Annotated in this window: 25 protein-coding genes; 24 read left to right on the plus strand and 1 reads right to left on the minus strand. The window is 48.8% G+C overall.

Annotation, left to right across the window (positions count from 1 at the left end):
* Positions 1 to 75: 75 nt before the first annotated feature.
* Both Mcas_RS06455 and Mcas_RS06460 read left to right on the plus strand, forming a co-directional pair.
* Positions 76 to 543 (plus strand): DUF29 domain-containing protein, encoded by a 468-nt coding sequence (locus Mcas_RS06455; protein ID WP_040334694.1) that lies wholly within the window; start codon positions 76 to 78, stop codon positions 541 to 543.
* A gap of 4 nt (positions 544 to 547) precedes the next feature.
* Entirely contained in the window at positions 548 to 1,018 is a 471-nt protein-coding gene (locus tag Mcas_RS06460) for a DUF29 domain-containing protein (RefSeq protein WP_040334695.1), read from the plus strand.
* A 96-nt stretch (positions 1,019 to 1,114) separates the two neighbouring features.
* Here the strand turns inward: Mcas_RS06460 and Mcas_RS06465 are convergent, their stop codons facing one another.
* Positions 1,115 to 2,668: a sensor histidine kinase gene (locus Mcas_RS06465; RefSeq protein WP_162176271.1), complete on the minus strand. Its 1,554-nt coding sequence runs from the start codon at positions 2,666 to 2,668 to the stop codon at positions 1,115 to 1,117.
* Between the two features lie 297 nt (positions 2,669 to 2,965).
* Here Mcas_RS06465 and Mcas_RS06470 point away from each other — a divergent pair, with 297 nt between their 5' ends.
* The 22 genes from Mcas_RS06470 to Mcas_RS06575 form a co-directional block, all read left to right on the plus strand.
* Positions 2,966 to 3,250, plus strand: coding sequence for an antitoxin family protein (locus tag Mcas_RS06470; RefSeq protein ID WP_040334697.1), 285 nt, complete (start codon positions 2,966 to 2,968; stop codon positions 3,248 to 3,250).
* A gap of 533 nt (positions 3,251 to 3,783) precedes the next feature.
* Entirely contained in the window at positions 3,784 to 5,043 is a 1,260-nt protein-coding gene (gene rho, locus Mcas_RS06475; RefSeq protein ID WP_156033218.1) for a transcription termination factor Rho, read from the plus strand.
* 165 nt (positions 5,044 to 5,208) lie between these two features.
* Positions 5,209 to 5,541 (plus strand): NADH-quinone oxidoreductase subunit A, encoded by a 333-nt coding sequence (locus tag Mcas_RS06480; protein WP_320408698.1) that lies wholly within the window; start codon positions 5,209 to 5,211, stop codon positions 5,539 to 5,541.
* Positions 5,542 to 5,598: 57 nt separating this feature from the next.
* Complete coding sequence (locus Mcas_RS06485) at positions 5,599 to 6,132, plus strand: NADH-quinone oxidoreductase subunit B (RefSeq protein WP_052566943.1); 534 nt, start codon at positions 5,599 to 5,601, stop codon at positions 6,130 to 6,132.
* Positions 6,114 to 6,656 carry an NADH-quinone oxidoreductase subunit C gene (locus Mcas_RS06490; protein ID WP_040334699.1) on the plus strand — a complete coding sequence of 181 codons (543 nt, stop codon included), beginning with the start codon at positions 6,114 to 6,116 and terminating at the stop codon, positions 6,654 to 6,656. Before Mcas_RS06485 ends, Mcas_RS06490 begins: the two co-directional genes overlap by 19 nt.
* On the plus strand, positions 6,635 to 7,828 hold the full coding sequence (gene nuoD, locus Mcas_RS06495) for an NADH dehydrogenase (quinone) subunit D (RefSeq protein ID WP_040334700.1): 1,194 nt from the start codon (positions 6,635 to 6,637) through the stop codon (positions 7,826 to 7,828). Before Mcas_RS06490 ends, nuoD begins: the two co-directional genes overlap by 22 nt.
* Positions 7,829 to 7,867: 39 nt before the next feature.
* On the plus strand, positions 7,868 to 8,338 hold the full coding sequence (locus Mcas_RS06500; RefSeq protein ID WP_040334701.1) for a Crp/Fnr family transcriptional regulator: 471 nt from the start codon (positions 7,868 to 7,870) through the stop codon (positions 8,336 to 8,338).
* A 72-nt stretch (positions 8,339 to 8,410) separates the two neighbouring features.
* Positions 8,411 to 8,884, plus strand: a complete 474-nt coding sequence (locus Mcas_RS06505; RefSeq protein ID WP_040334702.1) for an NADH-quinone oxidoreductase subunit NuoE family protein — start codon at positions 8,411 to 8,413, stop codon at positions 8,882 to 8,884.
* Positions 8,885 to 8,930: 46 nt separating this feature from the next.
* The gene (locus Mcas_RS06510) at positions 8,931 to 9,140 is read left to right on the plus strand and encodes a DUF2283 domain-containing protein (RefSeq protein ID WP_040334703.1); all 210 of its coding nucleotides are present in this window, start codon (positions 8,931 to 8,933) and stop codon (positions 9,138 to 9,140) included.
* A gap of 45 nt (positions 9,141 to 9,185) precedes the next feature.
* On the plus strand, positions 9,186 to 9,593 hold the full coding sequence (locus tag Mcas_RS06515; RefSeq protein ID WP_040334704.1) for an ExbD/TolR family protein: 408 nt from the start codon (positions 9,186 to 9,188) through the stop codon (positions 9,591 to 9,593).
* On the plus strand, positions 9,590 to 10,405 hold the full coding sequence (locus Mcas_RS16440; protein WP_052566944.1) for an energy transducer TonB: 816 nt from the start codon (positions 9,590 to 9,592) through the stop codon (positions 10,403 to 10,405). Before Mcas_RS06515 ends, Mcas_RS16440 begins: the two co-directional genes overlap by 4 nt.
* Before the next feature lie 243 nt (positions 10,406 to 10,648).
* Positions 10,649 to 12,019 (plus strand): adenosylmethionine--8-amino-7-oxononanoate transaminase, encoded by a 1,371-nt coding sequence (bioA, locus tag Mcas_RS06525; RefSeq protein WP_040334705.1) that lies wholly within the window; start codon positions 10,649 to 10,651, stop codon positions 12,017 to 12,019.
* Between the two features lie 124 nt (positions 12,020 to 12,143).
* Positions 12,144 to 12,665, plus strand: coding sequence for a CZB domain-containing protein (locus tag Mcas_RS06530; protein ID WP_040334706.1), 522 nt, complete (start codon positions 12,144 to 12,146; stop codon positions 12,663 to 12,665).
* Positions 12,666 to 12,775: 110 nt separating this feature from the next.
* On the plus strand, positions 12,776 to 12,970 hold the full coding sequence (locus Mcas_RS06535; protein WP_040334707.1) for a hypothetical protein: 195 nt from the start codon (positions 12,776 to 12,778) through the stop codon (positions 12,968 to 12,970).
* Entirely contained in the window at positions 12,955 to 13,287 is a 333-nt protein-coding gene (locus tag Mcas_RS06540; protein ID WP_040334708.1) for a type II toxin-antitoxin system PemK/MazF family toxin, read from the plus strand. The genes Mcas_RS06535 and Mcas_RS06540 overlap by 16 nt, the downstream gene beginning before the upstream one ends.
* Positions 13,288 to 13,334: 47 nt before the next feature.
* Positions 13,335 to 16,313 carry a glycosyltransferase family 2 protein gene (locus tag Mcas_RS06545; RefSeq protein ID WP_040334709.1) on the plus strand — a complete coding sequence of 993 codons (2,979 nt, stop codon included), beginning with the start codon at positions 13,335 to 13,337 and terminating at the stop codon, positions 16,311 to 16,313.
* Positions 16,297 to 17,091 carry a hypothetical protein gene (locus Mcas_RS06550; protein WP_156033220.1) on the plus strand — a complete coding sequence of 265 codons (795 nt, stop codon included), beginning with the start codon at positions 16,297 to 16,299 and terminating at the stop codon, positions 17,089 to 17,091. Before Mcas_RS06545 ends, Mcas_RS06550 begins: the two co-directional genes overlap by 17 nt.
* On the plus strand, positions 17,076 to 18,302 hold the full coding sequence (locus tag Mcas_RS06555) for an O-antigen ligase family protein (RefSeq protein ID WP_040334711.1): 1,227 nt from the start codon (positions 17,076 to 17,078) through the stop codon (positions 18,300 to 18,302). Before Mcas_RS06550 ends, Mcas_RS06555 begins: the two co-directional genes overlap by 16 nt.
* A complete protein-coding gene (locus Mcas_RS06560) occupies positions 18,299 to 19,483 on the plus strand; it encodes a glycosyltransferase family 4 protein (protein ID WP_040334712.1) in 1,185 nt (394 codons plus the stop codon). Before Mcas_RS06555 ends, Mcas_RS06560 begins: the two co-directional genes overlap by 4 nt.
* On the plus strand, positions 19,476 to 20,243 hold the full coding sequence (locus Mcas_RS06565; protein WP_052566946.1) for a glycosyltransferase family 2 protein: 768 nt from the start codon (positions 19,476 to 19,478) through the stop codon (positions 20,241 to 20,243). The genes Mcas_RS06560 and Mcas_RS06565 overlap by 8 nt, the downstream gene beginning before the upstream one ends.
* Positions 20,244 to 20,316: 73 nt before the next feature.
* Positions 20,317 to 20,763: a hypothetical protein gene (locus tag Mcas_RS06570; RefSeq protein ID WP_040334713.1), complete on the plus strand. Its 447-nt coding sequence runs from the start codon at positions 20,317 to 20,319 to the stop codon at positions 20,761 to 20,763.
* Positions 20,764 to 20,852: 89 nt separating this feature from the next.
* On the plus strand, positions 20,853 to 21,480 hold a 628-nt coding region (locus Mcas_RS06575), incomplete at its 3' end, for an RpnC/YadD family protein (protein WP_200873651.1).

Genomic DNA, 21,480 nt, shown 5'->3' on the forward strand with positions numbered 1-21,480 from the left:
TTTTGCACGGTGGCTATCGGAACAATGGCGGGGGGATTGACATACGTCTCCTCGATAATGTTAGGATATCAGTATATGGATACCTTAACACAAGTAGATAACGACACGCTTGCATCCCGTGCCCTCTATGAGGTTGATTTTTATCAATGGGCGTTTCATAACGCCGACCTGTTGCGGCAGGGCAGGTTTGCAGAGATAGACCTGGAAAATATAATCGAGGAGCTGGAGAGCATGGCCAGAAGAGACAGACGAGAACTCTTGAGTCGATTAAAAGTGCTAATAATGCACCTGTTAAAGTGGCAGTACCAACCAAATCGGCGTAGTGATAGTTGGCGTACAACAATAGGTAATCAAAGGGACGAGATAGAGCATCTACTTGAGGACAGCCCAAGCCTACAGCATAATATAGAAATAGTTATAGCTAAAGGATTTATAGAGGCTAAACGAATGTTTGAAGATGAGACGGGAATTAGCTCCAATACATTACCTGAGGCTTGCCCCTATACCTTTGAGCAGTTAATGGTTCGTAGTTTCTGGCCCTAATAATATGGATATCCTAACTCAAGCACATAACGATACGCTTCCATCCCGTGCCCTCTATGAGGTTGATTTTTATCAATGGGCGTTTCATAATGCCGACCTGTTGCGGCAGGGCAGGTTTGCAGAGATAGACCTGGAAAATATAATCGAGGAGCTGGAGAGCATGGCCAGAAGAGACAGACGAGAACTTTTCAACCGATTAGCGGTATTAATAATGCATCTGCTAAAATGGCAGTACCAACCAAAACGCCGTAGTGAAAGCTGGCGTACAACAATAGGTAATCAAAGAACAGAGATTGATTCTTTACTTGAGGACAGCCCAAGCCTGAAATACAATATAGAAACCGTTATCGCTAAGGGATTTATAGCAGCTAAACGAAAATTTGAAGTTGAAACAAAAATTAGCGCCAGTGAATTACCTGAGACCTGCCCCTACACCTTTGAGCAATTAATGGATTACAGCTTTTGGCCCGAATAACACGGATACCTTAATGCAAGGAAATAACGACACGCTTACATCCCGTGTCCGATGTCGCATTTGCAAGAGGCTCATATAGAAGACATCTGCGCTATGTTACTTGTTCATCGGCAGGTGGATCAAGAAGGACGCCCCGGCATCGGGCTTGTTTCTGACTGCGATGCGACCACCCATCTTCTGGATAATGCCGCGGCTTACGGCAAGGCCGAGGCCTGTGCCCTTGCCCTCGGGTTTTGTCGTGAAAAACGGCTCAAAGATCGTATCGAGGTTTCCCTCGGGGATGCCCGGCCCTGAGTCGGTAAACTCGATCTCTACCAGGTCGTTGTCATCTTCGCTGATACGCCTTGACTTGATAAACACCTTCCCTTTGCCCTCCAGGGCGTCGGCCGCATTTATCAGGAGATTGATGAAGACCTGTTCCAGTTGTGAGGGGTCTCCGGCGATCCTCGGCAGGTCAGGGTTAAGCTCCTTTGTGATGCTCATGTTGTGGAACCTGGCCTGGTTCTGCAGGATATTCAGTGCGCTGTCGATTGTCTTGTTAACGTCGAGATCGACCTTCTCCGATGGGATCGCACGCGAATAACCCAAGAGTACCGCTATGATGTTTGAACATTTTTCGGCCTGCTGGATGATCACCTCCAGGTCGTCCTTGTCCTGTTTGTTCTCTGCCGGGACGCGCTTTAACAGGAGCTGGGCAAAGATGATTATACCCGTCAAGGGGCTGTTTAACTCATGCGCAACGCCGGCCACCATCCTGCCCAGAGAGGCCAGTTTTTCCGTATGCATGTACTGCTCCTGGGTCTTTCTGACCTCACGGGCCTTCTGCTCCATGATTTCGGAGAGTTTCCTGGTCTTTTCCTGCAGATCGGATTTTTCAAACTTGAGGCTCCGTGTCATTTCGTTGTAAGCCCGTGCAAGGTCGCCGATCTCATCCTCACTGCCCTCCGCAAGCGAATGACTGTAGTACCCACGCGAGACCATCTTCAGCCCCTCGTACAGTAAGACCGACGGCTTGGTCACCAGCTTTGACAACATCATGTACAGGGATACCAGTATCAACGCGGCAAAGATCGTCCCGTAGATAACGGCGTCGATGTTGCGTGCCCTGATCATGTCATAGGTGCTGCCCAAGGGCAGTTCCGCCTCCAGGATGCCGTTTATCTTAACTCGCTCATCGTGGACGTGACAGGGGGCCGTGTAGCAGCTCTGTTCGTTCTTGATGGGTATAAAGGCGCGCAGATGCTGACTTTCATCGGTGATGTACCAGTTCTGCCTAAGCTCCTTGAAACTGTATACGCCTTTGATATCGTTTGTGTGACACTCCTGGCAGATACGCGCCTTATCACCCACGGTCTTGCCAAGCTCGTTTTTGTCGGAGGAGAACTTGATGTTGCCATGATGGTCCAGGAGTCTCAGCGTGGGTATCTTTTTGATATTGCCCACGTTTTCAATAGTTTTCTGTATCTGCTCCTTGTGGCTGACGAGCATGTTGTAGTTGATGCTGCTACGGATGATCTCAAGGTAGGACAGCGTCTCCTCCGTCTTGTTGCTGATCACTTCACTGTTGGCACTGATTATAAACTTGTACCAGAACACCACGCCCCACAGCAACAATAGGGCGCTCACTAAAATTATTGTCTTCCAGCTCAATGAGCTGCGAATCATTCTTAACAACATGGCTCCATTAAATACATAATATGTTTGCAATCTATTATACAACTATTCTTACAGGTTATGTCGATATTTTTTTCTTGCCGTAAGAAATACCGGTAGCACCACAATCAACCGTGGTTACTTGGAAGGCTATACATATCTTATAGTTTCCGGCGCTCAATACCTTAAAGAAGTGAGGTATTGCAAACAACGGTGGGAATGCTGTCAGAGTCAGGTTGATATTTTCAGCGATTATAGTTTAATATAATTATACAGAGAAGCAAGGAGGTTGCTATGTTAACTACAATTAAGGCAAGATTTATCCATGGTGTCTTTGAACCCTTAGATGATATCGAGCTGCAAGAAGGTACTGAAGTAAACATAACTATCGAAGATATAAAAGATTCCCGCTCATATTTCCGGATTAACCAGTGGCAGGAAAGAGAAAGAGAGGCTGATGAAGCGTTGGCAAAGGGTGAGTATGTTGAATTTGATAATGTCGAGGATGCCTTTGAATGGCTAAGGAGTCCGGACTCTGAAAAGTGGCTAAAAAACTTAAATTATCAAAATACTTTATAATCGATTACTCTAAACTCCCAACGGAAATACAAGACAAGGTGGACAAGCAACTTCGCCATCTACAAGAAAACCCTGCCCATCCATCTCTAAACGTACACTTACTTCAAAGGGCTGCCGGAATATGGGAAGGATATGTTGACCATCAATACCGATTCACTTATCAAATAGAAGGCGAGTTTTATGTCCTCAGAAGGGTTGGCAAACACGATGTGATAAAAAAGCCATAGTGCATATTTCTGCTACATTCTCTTTGTCAAGTAAGAGGATGGGGGGCGGCCCCTCCCCGTGAAAAGTTTATGCACTCATGAAAAAAATAACTATTGACAAAAGTGTTTTTTTTATGTACCTTTTAACTATATAAGAGTAAAATGATCTATAGATTATTAGCTATCATAAACAGCCAAGTTGCAAATACATAAATAAAACCTGCCAATTCTTTTAAGGCATAAAAAAATAACCACAATGGGGTATTTAGGACATAAATATCAACAAGGGCTGCGTAACTGCGGCAGCACAGAAAAAGGAGCTATTTTATGAGCAACATAGCAATTGCAGAATTGCAGGAAAAAGACATCGAGGAGCTGACTAACGTAGCCGAAGGCCTCAATGTCGAGGGCGCTTCAAACATGAGAAAGCAGGATTTAATTTTTGCGATCCTGCAGGCACAGGCGCAGATGACGGGAAACCTCTTTGCCGAAGGGGTGCTTGAGATATTGGCCGACGGGTTTGGGTTTTTGAGGTCGCCCGACTACAGTTATCTGCCCGGTCCGGATGACATCTACGTTTCTCCATCACAGATACGGCGATTCAGTCTGCGCACCGGAGAGCTGGTATCGGGGCAGGTGCGACCACCAAAGGAAAACGAACGATACTTTGCCCTGCTCAAGGTCGAGGCAATCAACCACCAGAGTCCCGAAGAAAACGCAAGCAGACCGCTATTTGACAACCTCACGCCATACTACCCCACCGAACGCCTGATCCTCGAATACGACAGCGGGGACTACTCCACGCGGGTCATGGAGCTGATAACCCCCATCGGTAAGGGACAGAGAGGGATCATCGTGGCCGCCCCACGCACTGGTAAAACGATGCTCCTGCAGTCGATAGCCAAGGCTGTCAAGAAAAACCACAAGGAAGTACACCTCATTATTCTCCTCATAGACGAGCGTCCCGAGGAAGTCACCGACTGGAAGCGACAGGTGCAACAGGCAGAGATCATCAGTTCCACCTTCGATGAGCCACCCAACAGACACTGCCAGGTGGCCGAAATGGTCATCAACAGGGCCAAGAGACTCGTCGAAAGCAAAAAAGACGTCGTCATACTCCTGGACAGCATAACGCGCCTGGCTCGTGCCTACAACGCCGTTATCCCAGCCAGCGGTAAGGTGCTCTCAGGCGGACTGGATGCCAACGCACTACAGAAACCAAAACGATTCTTCGGTACGGCCAGAAACATAGAAACCGGCGGCAGTCTCACCATCATCGCCACCGCACTGGTAGACACCGGAAGCAGGATGGATGACGTCATATTTGAAGAGTTCAAGGGTACGGGAAACATGGAGCTGCACCTGGACAGAAAACTCGTTGACAAACGCATATTCCCAAGCATTGATATCAACACCTCCGGTACCAGAAAAGAAGAACTACTCGTCAGCAAGGATGTCCTCAACAAAATGTGGGTCCTACGCAAGGTACTAAACCCTCTCAGCAGCGTAGAAAGCATGGAGTTCTTAATGGCAAAACTCAGAAACACAAAGGCAAACAAGGATTTCCTAGAAATGATGAATAAATAGATGACGAATAAACTGGCGAACACGTAGCATCAACGCCGTCCGCACAGGACTATCTCCACCGTAACAGAGACCCTTAAAAAAATGATGTTGACAATTGACAGGCAATTAAGGTATAAAAAATAACTTATGCCTGGGACATATTTACCAGAAGGGTACTTGGCCATAATGGTCTTTCTGATGATAGCCTTTGCCTTTGCGCTTGGCAGTCTGATGTTTGGCTACCTGGTAAGGCCACGGAGACCCTATGCCGAAAAGCTATCTACGTATGAGTCAGGGATCCCCCCTGAGGGTGAGCCGCGACAGAGGTTTTCGATCAAGTACTACATAGTCGCTATACTCTTTGTGGTCTTTGATGTAGAGGCAGTGTTTTTGTATCCGTGGGCGGTGGTGTTTGACAAGATCGGTTTATTTGCCTTTGTTGAGATGGCGATCTTTATTGCCGTGTTGGCAGCCGGGTATGTGTATGCCTGGAAAAAAGGGGCGCTCGATTGGGAATAATAATTTATTTGGACAAGGATGACTTTTCTTGTATAACTTGTATAATTTAGGTAGGCTATGGCGGATTCATCTGTACCACTTGTAGAGGTAGAGGATGGTATTAAGGTAATACCCGGGGCAAATGTCATCGTTGCACAGTTGGAAAAGCTCCAGATAGACAAGCTGATCAACTGGGGCAGAAAGTCTTCGTTGTGGCCAATGACTTTTGGCCTGGCCTGCTGTGCCATTGAGATGATGGCAACGGGGGCAAGCCACTACGACCTGGACAGGTTCGGTATAATATTCAGGGCCTCACCACGACAGGCCGACTGCATCATAGTGGCCGGAACGGTTACCAAAAAAATGGCGCCCATTGTCCGAAAGGTCTACGATCAGATGCCCGAACCAAAGTACGTCATAGCGATGGGCAGTTGTGCCTGCTCCGGTAACGTCTACCGTACATACAGCGTGGTGCAGGGCTGTGATACCTTCCTGCCCGTAGACGTCTACATACCGGGTTGTCCGCCACGACCGGAGGCCCTTATGCACGGCATCATCAAGCTGCAGGAACTCATATCCAAGGAGACAATGCGATGGACCCCGCTGAAATAGCAGCAGAACTCAAAGAACGATTTGCCGATGAGGTCGTCCACATAAGCAAGTTCAGAGGGCAGGTGGGCGTGTATCTGAAAAGGACTCGTATCGTCGATATTGCCCGATATCTGCATGATGCTCCACAGTACAGCTTTGATTACTTAAAAGACCTCTGCGGGGTTGACTACATGGATATAAAGGTGCCACGCTTTGAGGTGGTCTATCACCTGTACTCCGTGCGTCATAGGCATATGCTGAGATTAAACGTGCAGGTGTCTGAAAACGCCCCCGATATAGACAGCGTAGTGGACATATGGACTGGTGCCAACTGGCACGAGCGTGAGTGCTACGACATGTATGGTATAGTGTTTAATAATCACCCCGACCTCAGAAGAATCCTCATGCCCGAGGACTGGGAAGGTCATCCGCAGCGAAAGGACTATCCCACGGCGGGTCCGGAAGAGGAATGGCGCGGATTTAAAGAGGTCGAAAGAAAGGCCGAGGAGTTTAAGAAGTACCAATGGAACCAGACAAAGACCTGAACACACGCGAGATGGTCATAAACATGGGACCGCAGCATCCCTCAACACACGGCGTGCTGCGACTCAAACTCAAGGTGGATGGCGAAACGGTCGTCAAGTGTACCCCATACGTGGGATATCTGCACAGGGGAACCGAAAAACTCGCCGAATCCATGACCTACATACAGGTGATCCCGCTGACCGACAGACTTGACTACATCTCATCGATGACCAACAACGTCGGATACTGTCTTGCGGTTGAGAGGCTTTTTGACATAAACGTCCCCCTGAGGGCAAAGTACATCCGAACGATGGTCAGCGAACTGTCGCGGATATCGAGCCACCTGTTGTGGCTTGCCACACATGCCCTTGACATCGGGGCGATGACCGTATTCTTGTATGCCTTCAGAGAGAGGGAGTGCATTATCGACCTCTTTGAGATGCTGACCGGGGCACGTCTGACGGTAACTTATCCGCGCATAGGCGGGGTAAAGATCGATGTGACCCAGGAGTTCATAGACACGGCCTATGCCTTTGCAGAGGGCTTCCCGGAGAAGATACAAGAGTATGAGACGCTTATAAACGTAAACAGGATATGGCTTAAGAGAACCGTAGGGGTGGGCATTATCTCACCGGAGGAGGCCATCAGCTGGGGCTTTTCCGGGGCAACGCTCAGGGGCTGCGGGGTCAACTACGACGTCCGTAAGCACTTCCCATACGATGCCTACGACCTGGTTGAATTTGACGTCCCCGTCGGCAAAAACGGCGACGTATATGACCGTTACCTCTGCAGACTCGAAGAACTGCGGCAGTCAACGAGGATCGTCAAACAGTGCATCGAGGCACTGCCTCGTGGACCGATCATGGCCCCGGATGCACCAAAGTTCACGCTACCGGCAAAAGACAAGGTCCTCGGCGACATGGAGTCCCTCATACATCACTTCATGCTCATGACAAAAGGCCCCATGACGGCCCCAAAGGGTGAAGTATACGTGGCAATAGAGGCCCCAAAGGGTGAACTGGGATTTTACATCGTCAGCGACGGTACCGGTAAGCCCTACAGGATGCGCATACGCTCACCATCCTTTGTGCATGTCTCGGCGTTGCCGCGATTGTGCGAGGGCAGGCTGTTGGCCGACGTGGTCGCCAATATCGGAACGATTGACGTGGTGCTGGGCGAGTGCGACAGATAGTTTGGATTCAAGGATTAGACTCAGAACGAGAGGTTGCTGATGGATTATAGCGAGGTTTTTGAGAGATTTGATATATTCGAGGGCCTTGACGGCGATGAACAAAGGATGTTAAGTGCATTCTTCGTCAGAGGCTCATATAAGACCGGAGAAGTAATATACGATGAGGCACAGGAGGGCGGGACGCTATATCTGTTGATGAAGGGGCGGGTTAGGGTCTGTCGTCGAACAAAGGACTCGGAACTACTGCCCTATGCAACGGTGGCTGAAGGTGAGACGTTCGGGGTGATGTCGTTTATAGACGGCACCAACCACGCAGCCATAACAATGGCCGATAATGACGTTGAGGTCGTAAAGATTAGAAAAATAGACTTTGAATCACTGTCCTTAAACGACCCCGTGATGGCGGCAAAGGTCTATAAGCGGATCGGTGTGCATTTGTGCGAAATCATCCGGGACATGAACAAACAGTACATGGACCTGTCAACGTATCTGTTTTCAAAGGGCAGGTAGGCCGGCAGCAGGCAGGGCGGCAGGCATGGCAGGTGGGCTATTAGTAGGCATGAACGCAAGGTAGGAACAACAATGGACGATACAAAGAGTGAGGCCCTAATGGGCAGGATCAAGGAGATAAAGGGGCGTTATCCAACGCACCAGGGGGCGGTTCTGCCGTCGTTGTATGCGGCAGAGGAGGTCTATGGGTGGCTCAGTGATGAGGCCATGCGTGAGGTCTCAACACACACGGCCGTGCCCGCTGCCGAAATCAAGGGGGTTGCGACCTTCTATGCGATGTACAAGACCAGACCAATGGGCAGGCATGTCATACAACTCTGCACCAACATTTCGTGCATGATAGCCAGGTCGGATGAACTCGTTGAGGCGTTGAGGCAGGAGTATGCCCTGGAGCCTGGCGGTACCACCGAAGATGGCCGCTTTTCGCTCGTAATCATGGAGTGCATCGGAGCCTGCGGCACTGCCCCGGCCATGTTGGTTGACTCCACGCCATACGACAGCCTGACCAGGGAAAAAATGCTCGCCATCCTCCAAGAGTACAGGTAGGTTTTTTTATGCTATAGTAAAAGCACAGACGATAAATGAGACATAAATGTATATCAACTATAACGACAGAGGAGACATCCTGTATCTCAGGCTGGACGACAGACCGCAGGATGTTATAAATAAACGTATTTCAGAAGATATAGTCCTTGACATCGGCTCGGATGATAAGATTGTTGCCATAGAAATTATAAACGCGTCGCAAAAAATACAGTTAGACCGCTTGTTGCCTGTGAAATATGATTTATTAGCGACATAAGGCAAAACACAGGAGGTCTGTTGGCATAGGAGTTAAGCTTACGTAATGCAAGAGAGAGAGTTTGATTACATAAACGTCATACCGCTGGTGGATATCATGTTGGTACTGCTGACCATCGTGCTTACGACGTCAACGTTTATAGCCACGGGGGTCATACCGGTTGAGCTTCCGGTTGCCTCCAGGGGCAGCGAAACCACGCTCAAGACCATAACAATCGATATCGACAAGGCCGGGGTCATATACGTTGACTCCAGGCCGCTGTCGCCGGATGCCCTGCGGAACAGACTTGCAGACGTTGGCAGGGAGGTGCCGGTGCTCATCAGGGCAGACAGGGATATCAGGCTTCAGGTCTTTGTCAGTGTACTTGATGTTGTAAAGCAGATGGGATTTAAGAAGGTAAGCCTCCAGAGTCAGGACCAGGGGCAGGGTGCCGCAACCGAGGTGAGAAGATGAGCCATCGGCTTAAGGGGTTCAACCTCTCTGTAGTTATCCATGCCGTTGCGTTTCTGGCCTTTGTTTGGGCAAACTCCCTTGTGGTGTCGCAACGACATAAACCGATTGTGATAGACTTCAGCATAGAAAGACCGGTAATAAGTCCCGTCAAGGACACAGCCCCCCCCGCAGTTGCGCAAGGTGTACCTGAAAAAAAGCCCGTCGTTAGCGCCGTCAAGCCAAAAGTCGCACCGCCGCGGCCACAAGAATCTCCAAAGCATGCCGTTGCCACACCTGCCAAGCCACCCGTTGCGCCGATACCGCAAAGTGCCCCGTTGGAAACCGTTGCCGGGCCATCAGAATATGCACACACGCAAGAGACATCCACGGCGGTGGTGCCTGCTCATCAGGGTGAGGTTGCAACTGCTCAGGGTGCAATGACATCCACCACTGATACTGTGGGCGTTGCTTCCCCTGCAGGAGGCGTCAAAGAAGCATCCCCTGCCCCTGTTGGACATGCTCCCGCTAAGGAAATTGCCCCGGAGGAGGCTAAGAAGCGGTATCTGAAAGAACACTTTGCCTACATCAGGGACATGATATTAAAGAACATAGCTTATCCACGTATGGCGCAAAAGATGGGCTGGGCAGGCAAGGTAACGGTATCGTTTGTAATAATCGCCGACGGACATGTTGAAGACGTAAAGGTTGTTGAGAGTTCCGGCTTTCGTTCCCTGGATGACAACGCAGTTGAGACCATCAAAAAGGTCGCACCATTTCCCAAGCCTCCCGTTACGGCATATCTTGTGATTCCGGTAACATACAGATTGAATTAAAACGACTTGATAGAGAGAGCTAAAATATCAGCACGTTAGGAGTTTTGCAAGAGGCTCACATGTCTTGAGTAAAAAAAAATGCGACTGGAGTGAGGTCCTAAGACCTCTCTGAGAGACGCGTGGCGACTCCTTCCAGACGCATTGTTATTATAGCACGATAATATCTTGTTGTCAAATGCATATTTACAGTTTACAGTAACTAAAGTTTCCAAAGCGTTCTCCGGTGTGGTAAAATAATTAGTCATGGATATTCTGACACGCAACAAGAGACTTGAGGAGCTTGACGGGGCCTGCTTGTGGCATCCCTTTACGCAGATGAAGGAGTGGGTGCAAGACCCTCCGGTCATCATAGAGCAGGGGCGGGATTGCTTCATACGAGACATATACGGGCGATGGTACCTCGATGGTGTCTCCTCTATGTGGGTCAACATCCACGGCCACGGACACAGGCACATCAACGAACGCCTCAAGGTACAAATCGACACCCTGGCACACAGCACACTACTTGGCCTGGGCAACGTCCCGGCCATCGAACTGGCTCACAGGGTTGTCCAACTCCTGGGCGATACCCTTGCCGCAACACCGCACGACCTCAACAAGGTGTTCTTTTCCGACAACGGTTCAACCGCCGTAGAGGTGGCCTTAAAGATGGCCTTCGGTTACTGGAAACACATCGGCGAAACCACACGCAACAGCTTTATATGCCTCAACAACGGCTACCACGGCGACACACTCGGGGCGGTCAGCGTGGGTGGGATCGACGTCTTCCACGCCCTGTACGCCCCCCTGCTGTTTAAGACGCACAGGAGTCCTTCGCCGTACTGTTATCGTTGCGAGCTTGGTCTGAGGCCGGATACTTGCCACATGCGGTGTCTTGGACAGATGGAGGCCATACTGAGCACCCGAAGTCACGAAATAGCCGCCGTGATAATCGAGCCGCTGGTGCAGGCCGCCGGGGGGATGATCGTGGCCCCGGAGGGGTTCCTGCGCGGGGTCAGAGACCTCTGCCGCAAGTACGACACGCTGCTGATTGCCGATGAGGTGGCAACTGGGTTTGGCAGGACGGGTAAGATGTTTGCCTGTCAGCATGAGGCTGTGGTGCCCGACATTATCTGCTTGTCCAAGGGGCTGACGGGCGGATACATGCCGCTGGCCATGACCGTGGCCTCACAGAGAATCTTTGACGCCTACCAGGGAGAATTCAGCCAACTGAAGGCATTCTTCCACGGACATTCCTACACGGGCAATCCACTGGGGTGTGCGTGCGCCCTTGCCTGTCTGGATGTTTTTGAGACCGAGGGTACGCTTGAGGCCCTCAAGCCCAAGGTCGAACTGCTTAACGGTTGGTTGAGGGACATCGCCGCCAAGTCCGCACGCGTAGGGCAGGCACGGGGGATTGGTCTGATGGCGGGGGTTGAGCTGCTCCAGGATGGCACACCGGCGCAGACCTGTCAGTACGGGCAGAGGATCGGGTGGCAGGTGGCACAGAAGGCACGACAGAAAGGTCTGATTATCCGCCCCCTTGGTAACGTCGTAGTCATAATGCCTCCGCTGGCCATCAGCATGGAAAACCTTGGCACAATGCTGGCAATCATTGAGGAAGCTATTTATTGACAGCGAAGGTGTAGTTGTGGTATAAAAGTATGGTGAATTTTTTTAGAGAAAGAAGAATGCGCGCTGATTGAAACGCTCTTATTGCTTTACAAGTGTTTGAAGATTTAAAAGGAGACTTTGGTTTATGATTGACATTACCATAGCCAGGATAACCCATGTAGAGTGGGAGTATCAGCTTGAACTGGCGTTACAGAAAAGAAATCTGGTGATTAATATGAGGCCGTACAATGAATGTGAACTTGGCATATGGCTCTACAGTACGGCGTTGAAGATGTACCAGGAAATACCCGAAATTGAATTGTTGGAAAATGAACACAAGTTATTTCATATGGCAGCAGATAAGGTGGTCAAATGGCATAATTCGCCAAAAATAAGCCCACGGTATGATGCCCAGGCACAGATAGATTTTGAAGAAGTGCAACAAAAAAGTAAAGAGATAATTTACCTTTTGACTATGCTTGAATTTAAAATGCTGATGAAATACCAACATGACAGCTCAGATCAACTGTTGGACTTTAAAAGTATTATAAAAAACCCGTTAAAGACATTAACCAATATGGTAAAGGGTAAGGACAAAATCCACAATGTATCTCAAACCTCATTGGATATGTTAAAGGCTGATCTGATAAAGAAGGGTTTGAAATGAGGCGTGAAAGTGCTGTATGTTTAAGACAACTGCGGTATACCAACCAGGTATGAAAGATATGCCACAGTTATTGCCTTGAAGTAAAAACATTAAGAGTAAGAGACAATGCGATGAGTTTAAAGGATATAATCATACAGGAGCTGGAAATTATCCCTGCTGACTATCTTCCCGACGTGTTGGGTTTTATACGTATGATTGAAGCAAAGGCACTGAATGAAGGTTTGGCAACTGCAATTGCAAGTGAAACTTCGCTGAAGAAAGACTGGCTGAAACCTGAAGAGGATGAAGCTTGGCAAGATTTGTAAAAGGAGATGTCTTGGTGGTTCCTTTTCCATTTTCCGATATGAGTCGTTCTAAAAGACGTCCTGCCTTGGTTATTGCAAAATCAGAAAATAATGATTTGATCCTTTGCCAGATAACCAGTCGGTTAAATGCTGATGAATATGCTGTTGAAGTTGACGATAATGACTTTGACAATGGCACTCTTAAGCAGATTAGTAATGTCAGACCTAATCGCATATTTACGGCAGACCGGCATATTGTCCTATACCGTATCGGTTCTCTCAAACCAGGAAAAATGAAAGAAGTAATTGAAAGGATAGTGGTTATTTTAAACAAATGAATTACAGTGTATTTAAAATGAACCGTTTAAGGATTAAATAGCCTCACGTGAAGGTATTAAATTACGACAGGGTAGTGCGCGGCGTAGGTGGCAGAAAGGCTGCCAATAAGAGGGCACTGGAAGCTGCCCAATCCCCAGGCACGACGATCATCCACAAGGCCAACCAGAGGGAAGAAAAACCAATTGTATCAATAATCCTTCTGGACTGGGAGTGTCGTGAACACTACAGCTCCCTGTACTGGCTCAACAGACAGGACGTTGAGCGTAGTCAGTACGAGCTTATCTGGATCGAACTGTACAACCAGGTGGTGCCCCAAGTGACGGCACAGGTCGATTGCCACATCACGTGCGGACAATCCGGCATGTATCACAAGCACCTGGGCTACAACACGGGGGTACTCAATGCCCGTGGCGATATCGTGACCATCTGCGATAGCGACGCCATATTCCCGCCCGACTTTATAAGCTCGATAACCGAGTCCTTCGAGTACGACGCCACCAAAGGTTGTCAACGTTCCCTGGTGCTGATGCACCACGAAATGAGGTCGTCCTTTATGTTCCCGGAGGGGCTGAAGGAGATCGACGACGTCAAGGACAAGCGGTGGAAGTGGTGGCCGGTAAACCCCAATGCCGGGGCCTGTATGTCCGTCAGAAAGTCCGACGCCATCCGCTATGGCGCCTTCGACGAGCACAGCTCCTACCGGGGATACCTCTGTGGCCCCTACGATCTGGGATGGCGACTGGTCAACGCAGGGATGCCGGAGGTCTGGTACGACCACACGGTTACCGCCCTGTGGCACTACGCACACCCTGACCCCGTCGGCGTTAACGGACTGAGGGCCTCCATCAACATCATATTTGAAAACACATATCCGCACGTAGACCTGCACGCCATAAGGGCCGTAGAGGCGTTTTCTGCCGGCAAGATGCTGCCCCTGCAGGAAAACCCCATAGTATTTGACATGCGCATGAAGGACAGGGTCATTGGCACCAACTTCGAAGAACGCTACGCCGACATGACAGGTCCGGAGGGCTTTCCTCAGTGGCTGCTGTGGTTAATGACTATCGAGCTGTTTATCTCGCTGTCAATGAAGGTCATCGTGGTCAACATACTGAAACCGGCAATGATAAAGTCCCTGAAACTCTTGTTGGGCAAGAGACTCTACAACTTTATCAAGACCCTGATCTACGGAGACTATCAGCCAATTGACATCAATGCCATGCCCGAAATCATTGAATCATACCTGACATACAATATCATTGAATTCAGGGGCATCATTTACGGCATCCCCATGTCCCTGGGAAACGTTGACTTCAAAAGTAAAAAACAACTCAACCGCAATGAGATCATCAAAGGCTCTACTACTGAAGAGGTCAGGGTAAAGATCGAGCAGTCCGGTCGTTTTGACCCGGAACTGGTACACTCCGTGGAGGGCTACAATGTTATTAAATACGGCAAGATGTTTTATGCCCTGCCCATGTCCCTGGGACAGATCGATTTCACCAATACGGCACAACTCAATCAACCGGAGATACTCAATGGCATCAACTTCGATGAGGTCACTGCCCGAATTGAGGAAGTCAAAAACCTTGTCCCGGTCTATGTATGCCCGCATGAGGCATATTATATTTTAAGGTACAGACACGGCTTCTATGCCATCCCTATGTTGATGGAAAAGACCAATGACAACGGCGTTGTCAACTACCAGGACGTCCTTAGGGCAAAGACAACGGAAGACCTCCTGCAGTTGCTGGAACACAAAGAGGTGATCAAGTGCCCGGACCTGCAACAACTAAAGGGCATCATTGAAGACACTGGCCAACTTCATCCCGTTTTGACGTATACGGTTGAAAGCTATAACGTAATCAAATATAACAAGCTCTTCTACGTCGTACCCACCTCCATTGGCGAAATAGACTTCAGCGACGAAAAACAGCTCCGACACGATGAGATAATCAAGGTCGCTGCCTACGACGAAGCCGTAGGTATCGCCAAAGACAGAAATGACCTCTTACCGGCACTGCTCTGCTCGCATAAACATTATAACGTAGTCAAGTACAACAAAAAAATCTACGCTATCCCAACATCAGCCGGCAATATAGATTTTACCAACCAGGGACGACTAAATCACGACGACATCCTCAAAGGCGATACACAACAAGAGGTCATCGCCCTCATAGAAGAGGTTTGCCGCTTTGTCCCTGAACTGATCGATACAATAGACAGCTATAACGTGATCAGGTACGACAATGTCTTTTATGGTCTGCCTGCCTCCCTGGGCAAGATCGACTTCAACGACAAGACCCAGCTTGAACACGCAGAGATAATCATTGCCACCAACCTGAAAGATGTATTATATCTAATCCGTGAAGCTATTCACGTCGTCCCGCTTCTTTTGTGTTCTTGTGGGCACTATAACATTGTCAAATATCGTTCCGCTTTTCATGCCATACCAAAGTCCCTGCAACGGGCAGACTTCATCTACAAGTCCAAGATCAACTATCACGACATCCTGCGGGAAAAAACGGAGGAAGAACTGCTAACACTCCTTCAGCATAAGGACGTCCTCCATGCCCCCTCGGAGGAAGGGCTAAAGGCCGTAATCGTAGAGATTGGTCGCTTTCAACCGGTGTTGGTGGATTGCCTTGCAGGTTATAACGTGGTAAAATATAAAAAGCTGTTCTATGGTCTGCCAAAATCCCTTGGAGACGTTGACTTCACCGATGAAGCTCAGACAAACAACGACAGAATAATCAAAAGCGCCCTCTATGACAATGTGCTAAATGCAATCCAACAACGCGACGACGTCACCCCGGAGCTTCTCTGTCCCTATGAAAACTATAATATCATCATGTACAAAGATGTCCTCTACGCCGTCCCAAAATTCTTGGGAGCAGTGGACTTCACCAAGAAATCTCAGATCAATCGCAAGGAAATCCTGAAGGCAAAGGCAAAGGAAGAACTACTATACTTGTTTGTACAAAATCTAAATAGGCAATGGCATTTGGATGAGTACCAGGATTGAGTGTTACAAGGAGTTGGGTTTCCACGGTGAGTACTGGAATAGTGCTCATGGCGGATACTTCTCTGATCCGACTGTAGCCGGCCCATTGATTAATAAACTCGCGGATGTCATCTACAGGACTGCCCCGGATGTCGTGGCAGACCTTGGCGGTGGTACAGGCTATGTACTACAGAGACTGCGGCAGACCCTGACAGACCGGAACATAAGACTTGTCAACATAGAGACTTCCGAAAAACAACTGCAGGTAAATCTTGACTCTGCCATCCTGACACTAAACCGATGCCTCAGCAACGTCAAACGTGAGGATTTGCTCACTGACGATGGCTCATTGCTTTTTACCATGCGCAGCGTGCTCCACTACTTTGGGGCTACGGGACTGGTACCACTACTGAAACACCTGCGTTTGCAGATGAAATCCGGCGAGTTCTTTATCCACCAGAGCGCCTGCTTTGAGGACGAACAGGGCAAGGAGATCATGAACGTCATCTTCAGCCACTTTGGGGTTGACAAGTGGTTTCCCACGGTTACAGAGTTGACGGATACCCTGCAGGGACTGGGGTGGGCCGTGCGCTGCGTTGAACAGGCCGACAGCCTGCTGATGACCGCAGAGGAGCTCTCCAGACGATATCAACTTGACGCAGTAGATGTGGAGGTAATTGTCAGCGACATCACGACCTGCTATGGCGATAAACCAAGTGTCGGCAACGTCTTTGTACGCAACGAAACCGGCTTTGACGCCTTTCTGCACTACAAGGTCTTTGAATGTCAGGCAGTCTGAGGCAATGGTGGGACCAACACGTTGAAGACAAGGTGTTCCCCGCTATTATGCAGTGGGGGATGTATGTCTTTGTTGTGCTGATGTATGCCGGTAAGTTTGGGACTTTTAAGGCACTGGCATTTTACATTCCCGCCTCAGTGTTGTTTATCAGGTGGATAATAAAAAAGGAGGCCGGAGTACGGTTGTATGACCCCGTGCTTGTCTGCCTGCTGCTGTTTACGCTCTCTGCCGTTGTATCATCCCTGTTAAACGCCAATCAGACCTCTTCACTCGTGGTGATCAAGAAGAATTATTTCAAGGTCATCCTGCTCTACTGCATCATCGTGACAACCTTCAGCGATACCACCAGGCTAAAGAGGCTTGCCCTTGTCATGGCCTGGACGGCTGTGGCGTACATTATCGCCGCATTTTACGAACTAACCATCGACCTCATCACAGACGGACGGATTGCTTATCTCGATGTCAGATACTTCGCAACGATCATCGTGTACTTTTTCCCGTTTGCCCTCATGAAGTACATAGAAAGCCAGGGACGCAAACGAATGTTGTGGATTATGCCAGTGATAGCATCGATCATAGCGCTGATCATTATCAGCGTTCGGGCGAGCTGGCTGGGCATTGCGGTGGTGATCGGTATCTGGATGTACTTTCTAAGGGACGTGTTTTTTAAGAGGGTCAATCTTATAGCGACTTCGGCGGCAGTGTTATGTCTTGTTACGGTAGCACTGGTAGTCTTTCCAAGTCAGTACAGACTCATAAAGGGACACACAATGGAGACAATCCAGATGTCACAGCGGTTTGCCCAGTGGCAGGTGTTTCTGTCGATGTCCAGCCAACGACTGCTCTACGGTCACGGCCTCAACCAGGACGACGCCACAGAACACTACCGGCAAGCCTTCAACCACCTCTACGGCAGATTCCCCACAAAGGACGAACGCACCACGGCGCACAATCAATTCCTCACCATCTTGTATCAGCACGGGATTGTGGGGATTGTCATCTATACGTTTACTATCGGCATGGTATTGATACGACTATACAGGCGGATTATCACAGATGGAGCCGGGACTGATTCATACGTGGGGATAGCCGTATTTTCGGCAATCATCGCCGAATACGGATTGCGCACGCTCTTTGAGGACAGAAACATTATCCCATTTGGCGTACTGGCTGGCATGGCAGGTGCTTTTACCTCGGAGAGTAGAAAGTGACGGTCTTCTATCCCGTGCCTGAGTTCATATGTGCAACGCAGGCCAGATTCATACAGATCATGAACACCGCCAACTCCATTGCCAAGGCTGGACATGTAGTCAAGCTGCTCTGTGGCAGGCAGCTCGGACAACACGCCAATGACATATTCAGCTACTACGACATGCACCCACACCCAAACCTTGATATGGTGTTTCTACCGGTCATGCGCAGAAACATATCGTGGCTGCCATTTTCTTTTGGGATGTTGTTTAAGGTCACGCTGTTTTTTTACCTTCTGGTGCGTGCCGGCAGCGGGGTAATCTTTGTCAGACACCCCAAGTTGGCCGCCTTTCTGCTCAGGATCAAGTCTCTTGTGAGGCTGCCGGTTATATTTGAGGCACACGAAATATTTCACCTCACCACGGAGAGACCCAAAAAACAACATAGGTTAAAGAAAACAGAGTCCTACATATACGCCAACGCTGACGGCGTCATTACGATATCAAACCTCCTCAGGGAAGAACTCCTGCTTTTGTTTCATCTGCATGGCAAGCCAATAGTGACGATCCCCAATGCCGTCAAGAGCGAACTCCTCAACACTGCTGCTGCCGTGGCTGTGGGGGCAGACGCTGTTGCCAGGGAGGGCCTGCTCTATGCCGGAGGGCTTTATCCGTGGAAGGGCGTTGACGTGCTAATAAAGGCGATGGCATTTATTCCAGGTGAGGTGTTGACAATCGTCGGCGGTGGCGACAGATTGGACGAATTGAAGCAGCTTGCCGCAGACATTGGTGTTGCAGGACGGATTGTCTTTACGGGGTACGTAGAGCAGAGTCAACTGGCGGGGTATCTGTCCCGTGCGCGGATTGCCATAATCCCCAACATCCTGCACAAGCCATCGATACACTCTTCGCCGTTGAAGATGTTTGAGTTCATGGCCCTGGGACTACCCATTGTGGCATCCAACATCCCCGGCATAACGGACGTACTCACGGACAAGGTCAACGTGTTGCTGTTTGAACCGGGAAACGTCATGCAACTGGCCACATCGGTCAGGCATCTCATCGACAATCCCGCCTACGCAGCCGAAATTGCAGCCAAGTCCAAGGCCCTTGCCGGCGACTATACCTACGACAAACGTGCCACACAGATCATGGACTTCATCGCAAGTATCGTTGAGCGTGGGCAACCTGGCAATGACTGACAAGCTGCCTGTATCCGTTGTTATCGTTACCAGGAACGAGGAGCTTAACATCGCCGGTGCGCTTGAAAGTGCGTGCATGGCACAGGAGATCGTAATAGTCGATGACTACAGCACGGACAGGACGGTGGACATATGTCGGGGATACAACGCCAGGATATACCAGAATCACTGGCAGGGATTTGCACAACAGAAGCAGTTTGCCATAGACCATGCAGCGGGTCCCTGGGTGTTCCTCCTTGACTCCGATGAACGATTGACCCCCGCCCTTGTGCAGGAGCTGGGGCAAGTGCTGGCAGATGCAACATATGACGGCTTCTACGTCCCACGCAAGAACTTCTTCCTGGGCAAGTGGATCAAACACAGCGGCTGGTGGCCCGATAACACCCTGCGCCTCTTTAAGAAGGACAAGGCACACATGCACCAGCGTCAGGTACACGAAAAGGTGCTCCTCGATGGCAGGGCTGGTAATCTGCGCAATCCCATCGAGCACTACTCCTACAGGAGCATATCGGACTTCATCAGGAGGATGGACGTCTACACGACCCTTGCAGCCGAGGAGCTTGTCAAGGCGCCCGTAAGGTCGTACGCATTTGCCTTTACACTCAAGCCCCTTGCAATGTTTCTGAAGATGTATGTCCTGCGTCTGGGGGTTCTTGATGGCGTACGAGGGTTTATCCTGGCTGTGCTGTATGCCATTTATACGTTTTTGAAGTACCTCAAGGCCTGGGAAAAAGAAAGGGGTGGTGAAAAAAACTTGTAAAAGAACCTGAAAAATGCTATACTTAATAATATATATGAGGCATCAGAACGACTTTATACTAGCAATCCTTTGCATGACCGACGATATAGACGGCGTTATCAGAACAATAGTGAGCAGACTTTCAGGCTTATCACCAGAGGACGCAAAGGACTATGTCTTCAAGCTGTTAGGTCTTTCAAATCTGAACAAAATTTACAATAAAGTCAAAAAGGAGGTAGAGAACATGCCTATAACATTCGACATAAGAGAGAGCGAGATGTTTTTAGATGGCAAACAAGAGGGTTTGCTTGAAGGTTTGCTTGAGGGAGAGAGAAAAGGTTTGCTTGAGGGAGAGAGAAAAGGTTTGCTTGAGGGGATAGAAATGGCACTTGAGATTAAATACGGCTATACAGGCATTGGGCTTATGGGTATGATAAGAAATATTGGTACTTTAGAAGAACTTAGCCAACTAAAGGTCATTATAAAGAGGTCTGATACCATAGATGAAGTAAAGGCAAGCCTTATTGGTATGATCAAGTAAAACTACTTTTTGAGTGTATACTATATATGAGGCATCAGATATACGACAAACTCCTTAAGGAGTTAATTAAGAATGTACCACCCAAATTTATGAAGATCCTTACTGGATACGAAACAGGAAAATTCCTGGATATCCAGCTTCCAAGCGTACAGATGAGACAACCGGATTTATTGGTTGATGTGCTGGATGGCAACATCGTTCATATTGAGATACAGTCTACAAACGACAAAAATATAACCGCACGAATGTACGAATATAGCGCCTTGATACTTAAGCAGTATGGAATATTACCACTTCAAACGCTTTTATATATCGGCGATAAACCTATCAATACAACCAACAGATTAATCGGCAGGGATGTGAATTACTCATATAAAGTTCGTGACATGAAGGAGATCAATTGTTATGAGCTTCTTGAAAGCTATGTACCGGACGACTTTATACTAGCAATCCTTTGCATGACCGACGATATAGACGGCGTTATCAGAACAATAGTGAGCAGACTTTCAGGCTTATCACCAGAGGACGCAAAGGACTATGTCTTCAAGCTGTTAGGTCTTTCAAATCTGAACAAAATTTACAATAAAGTCAAAAAGGAGGTAGAGAACATGCCTATAACATTCGACATAAGAGAGAGCGAGATGTTTTTAGATGGCAAACAAGAGGGTTTGCTTGAGGGAGAGAGAAAAGGTTTGCTTGAGGGAGAGAGAAAAGGTT

Origin of the sequence: Candidatus Magnetobacterium casense (genome assembly GCF_000714715.1) — a bacterium.
GTDB lineage: Bacteria > Nitrospirota > Thermodesulfovibrionia > Thermodesulfovibrionales > Magnetobacteriaceae > Magnetobacterium > Magnetobacterium casense.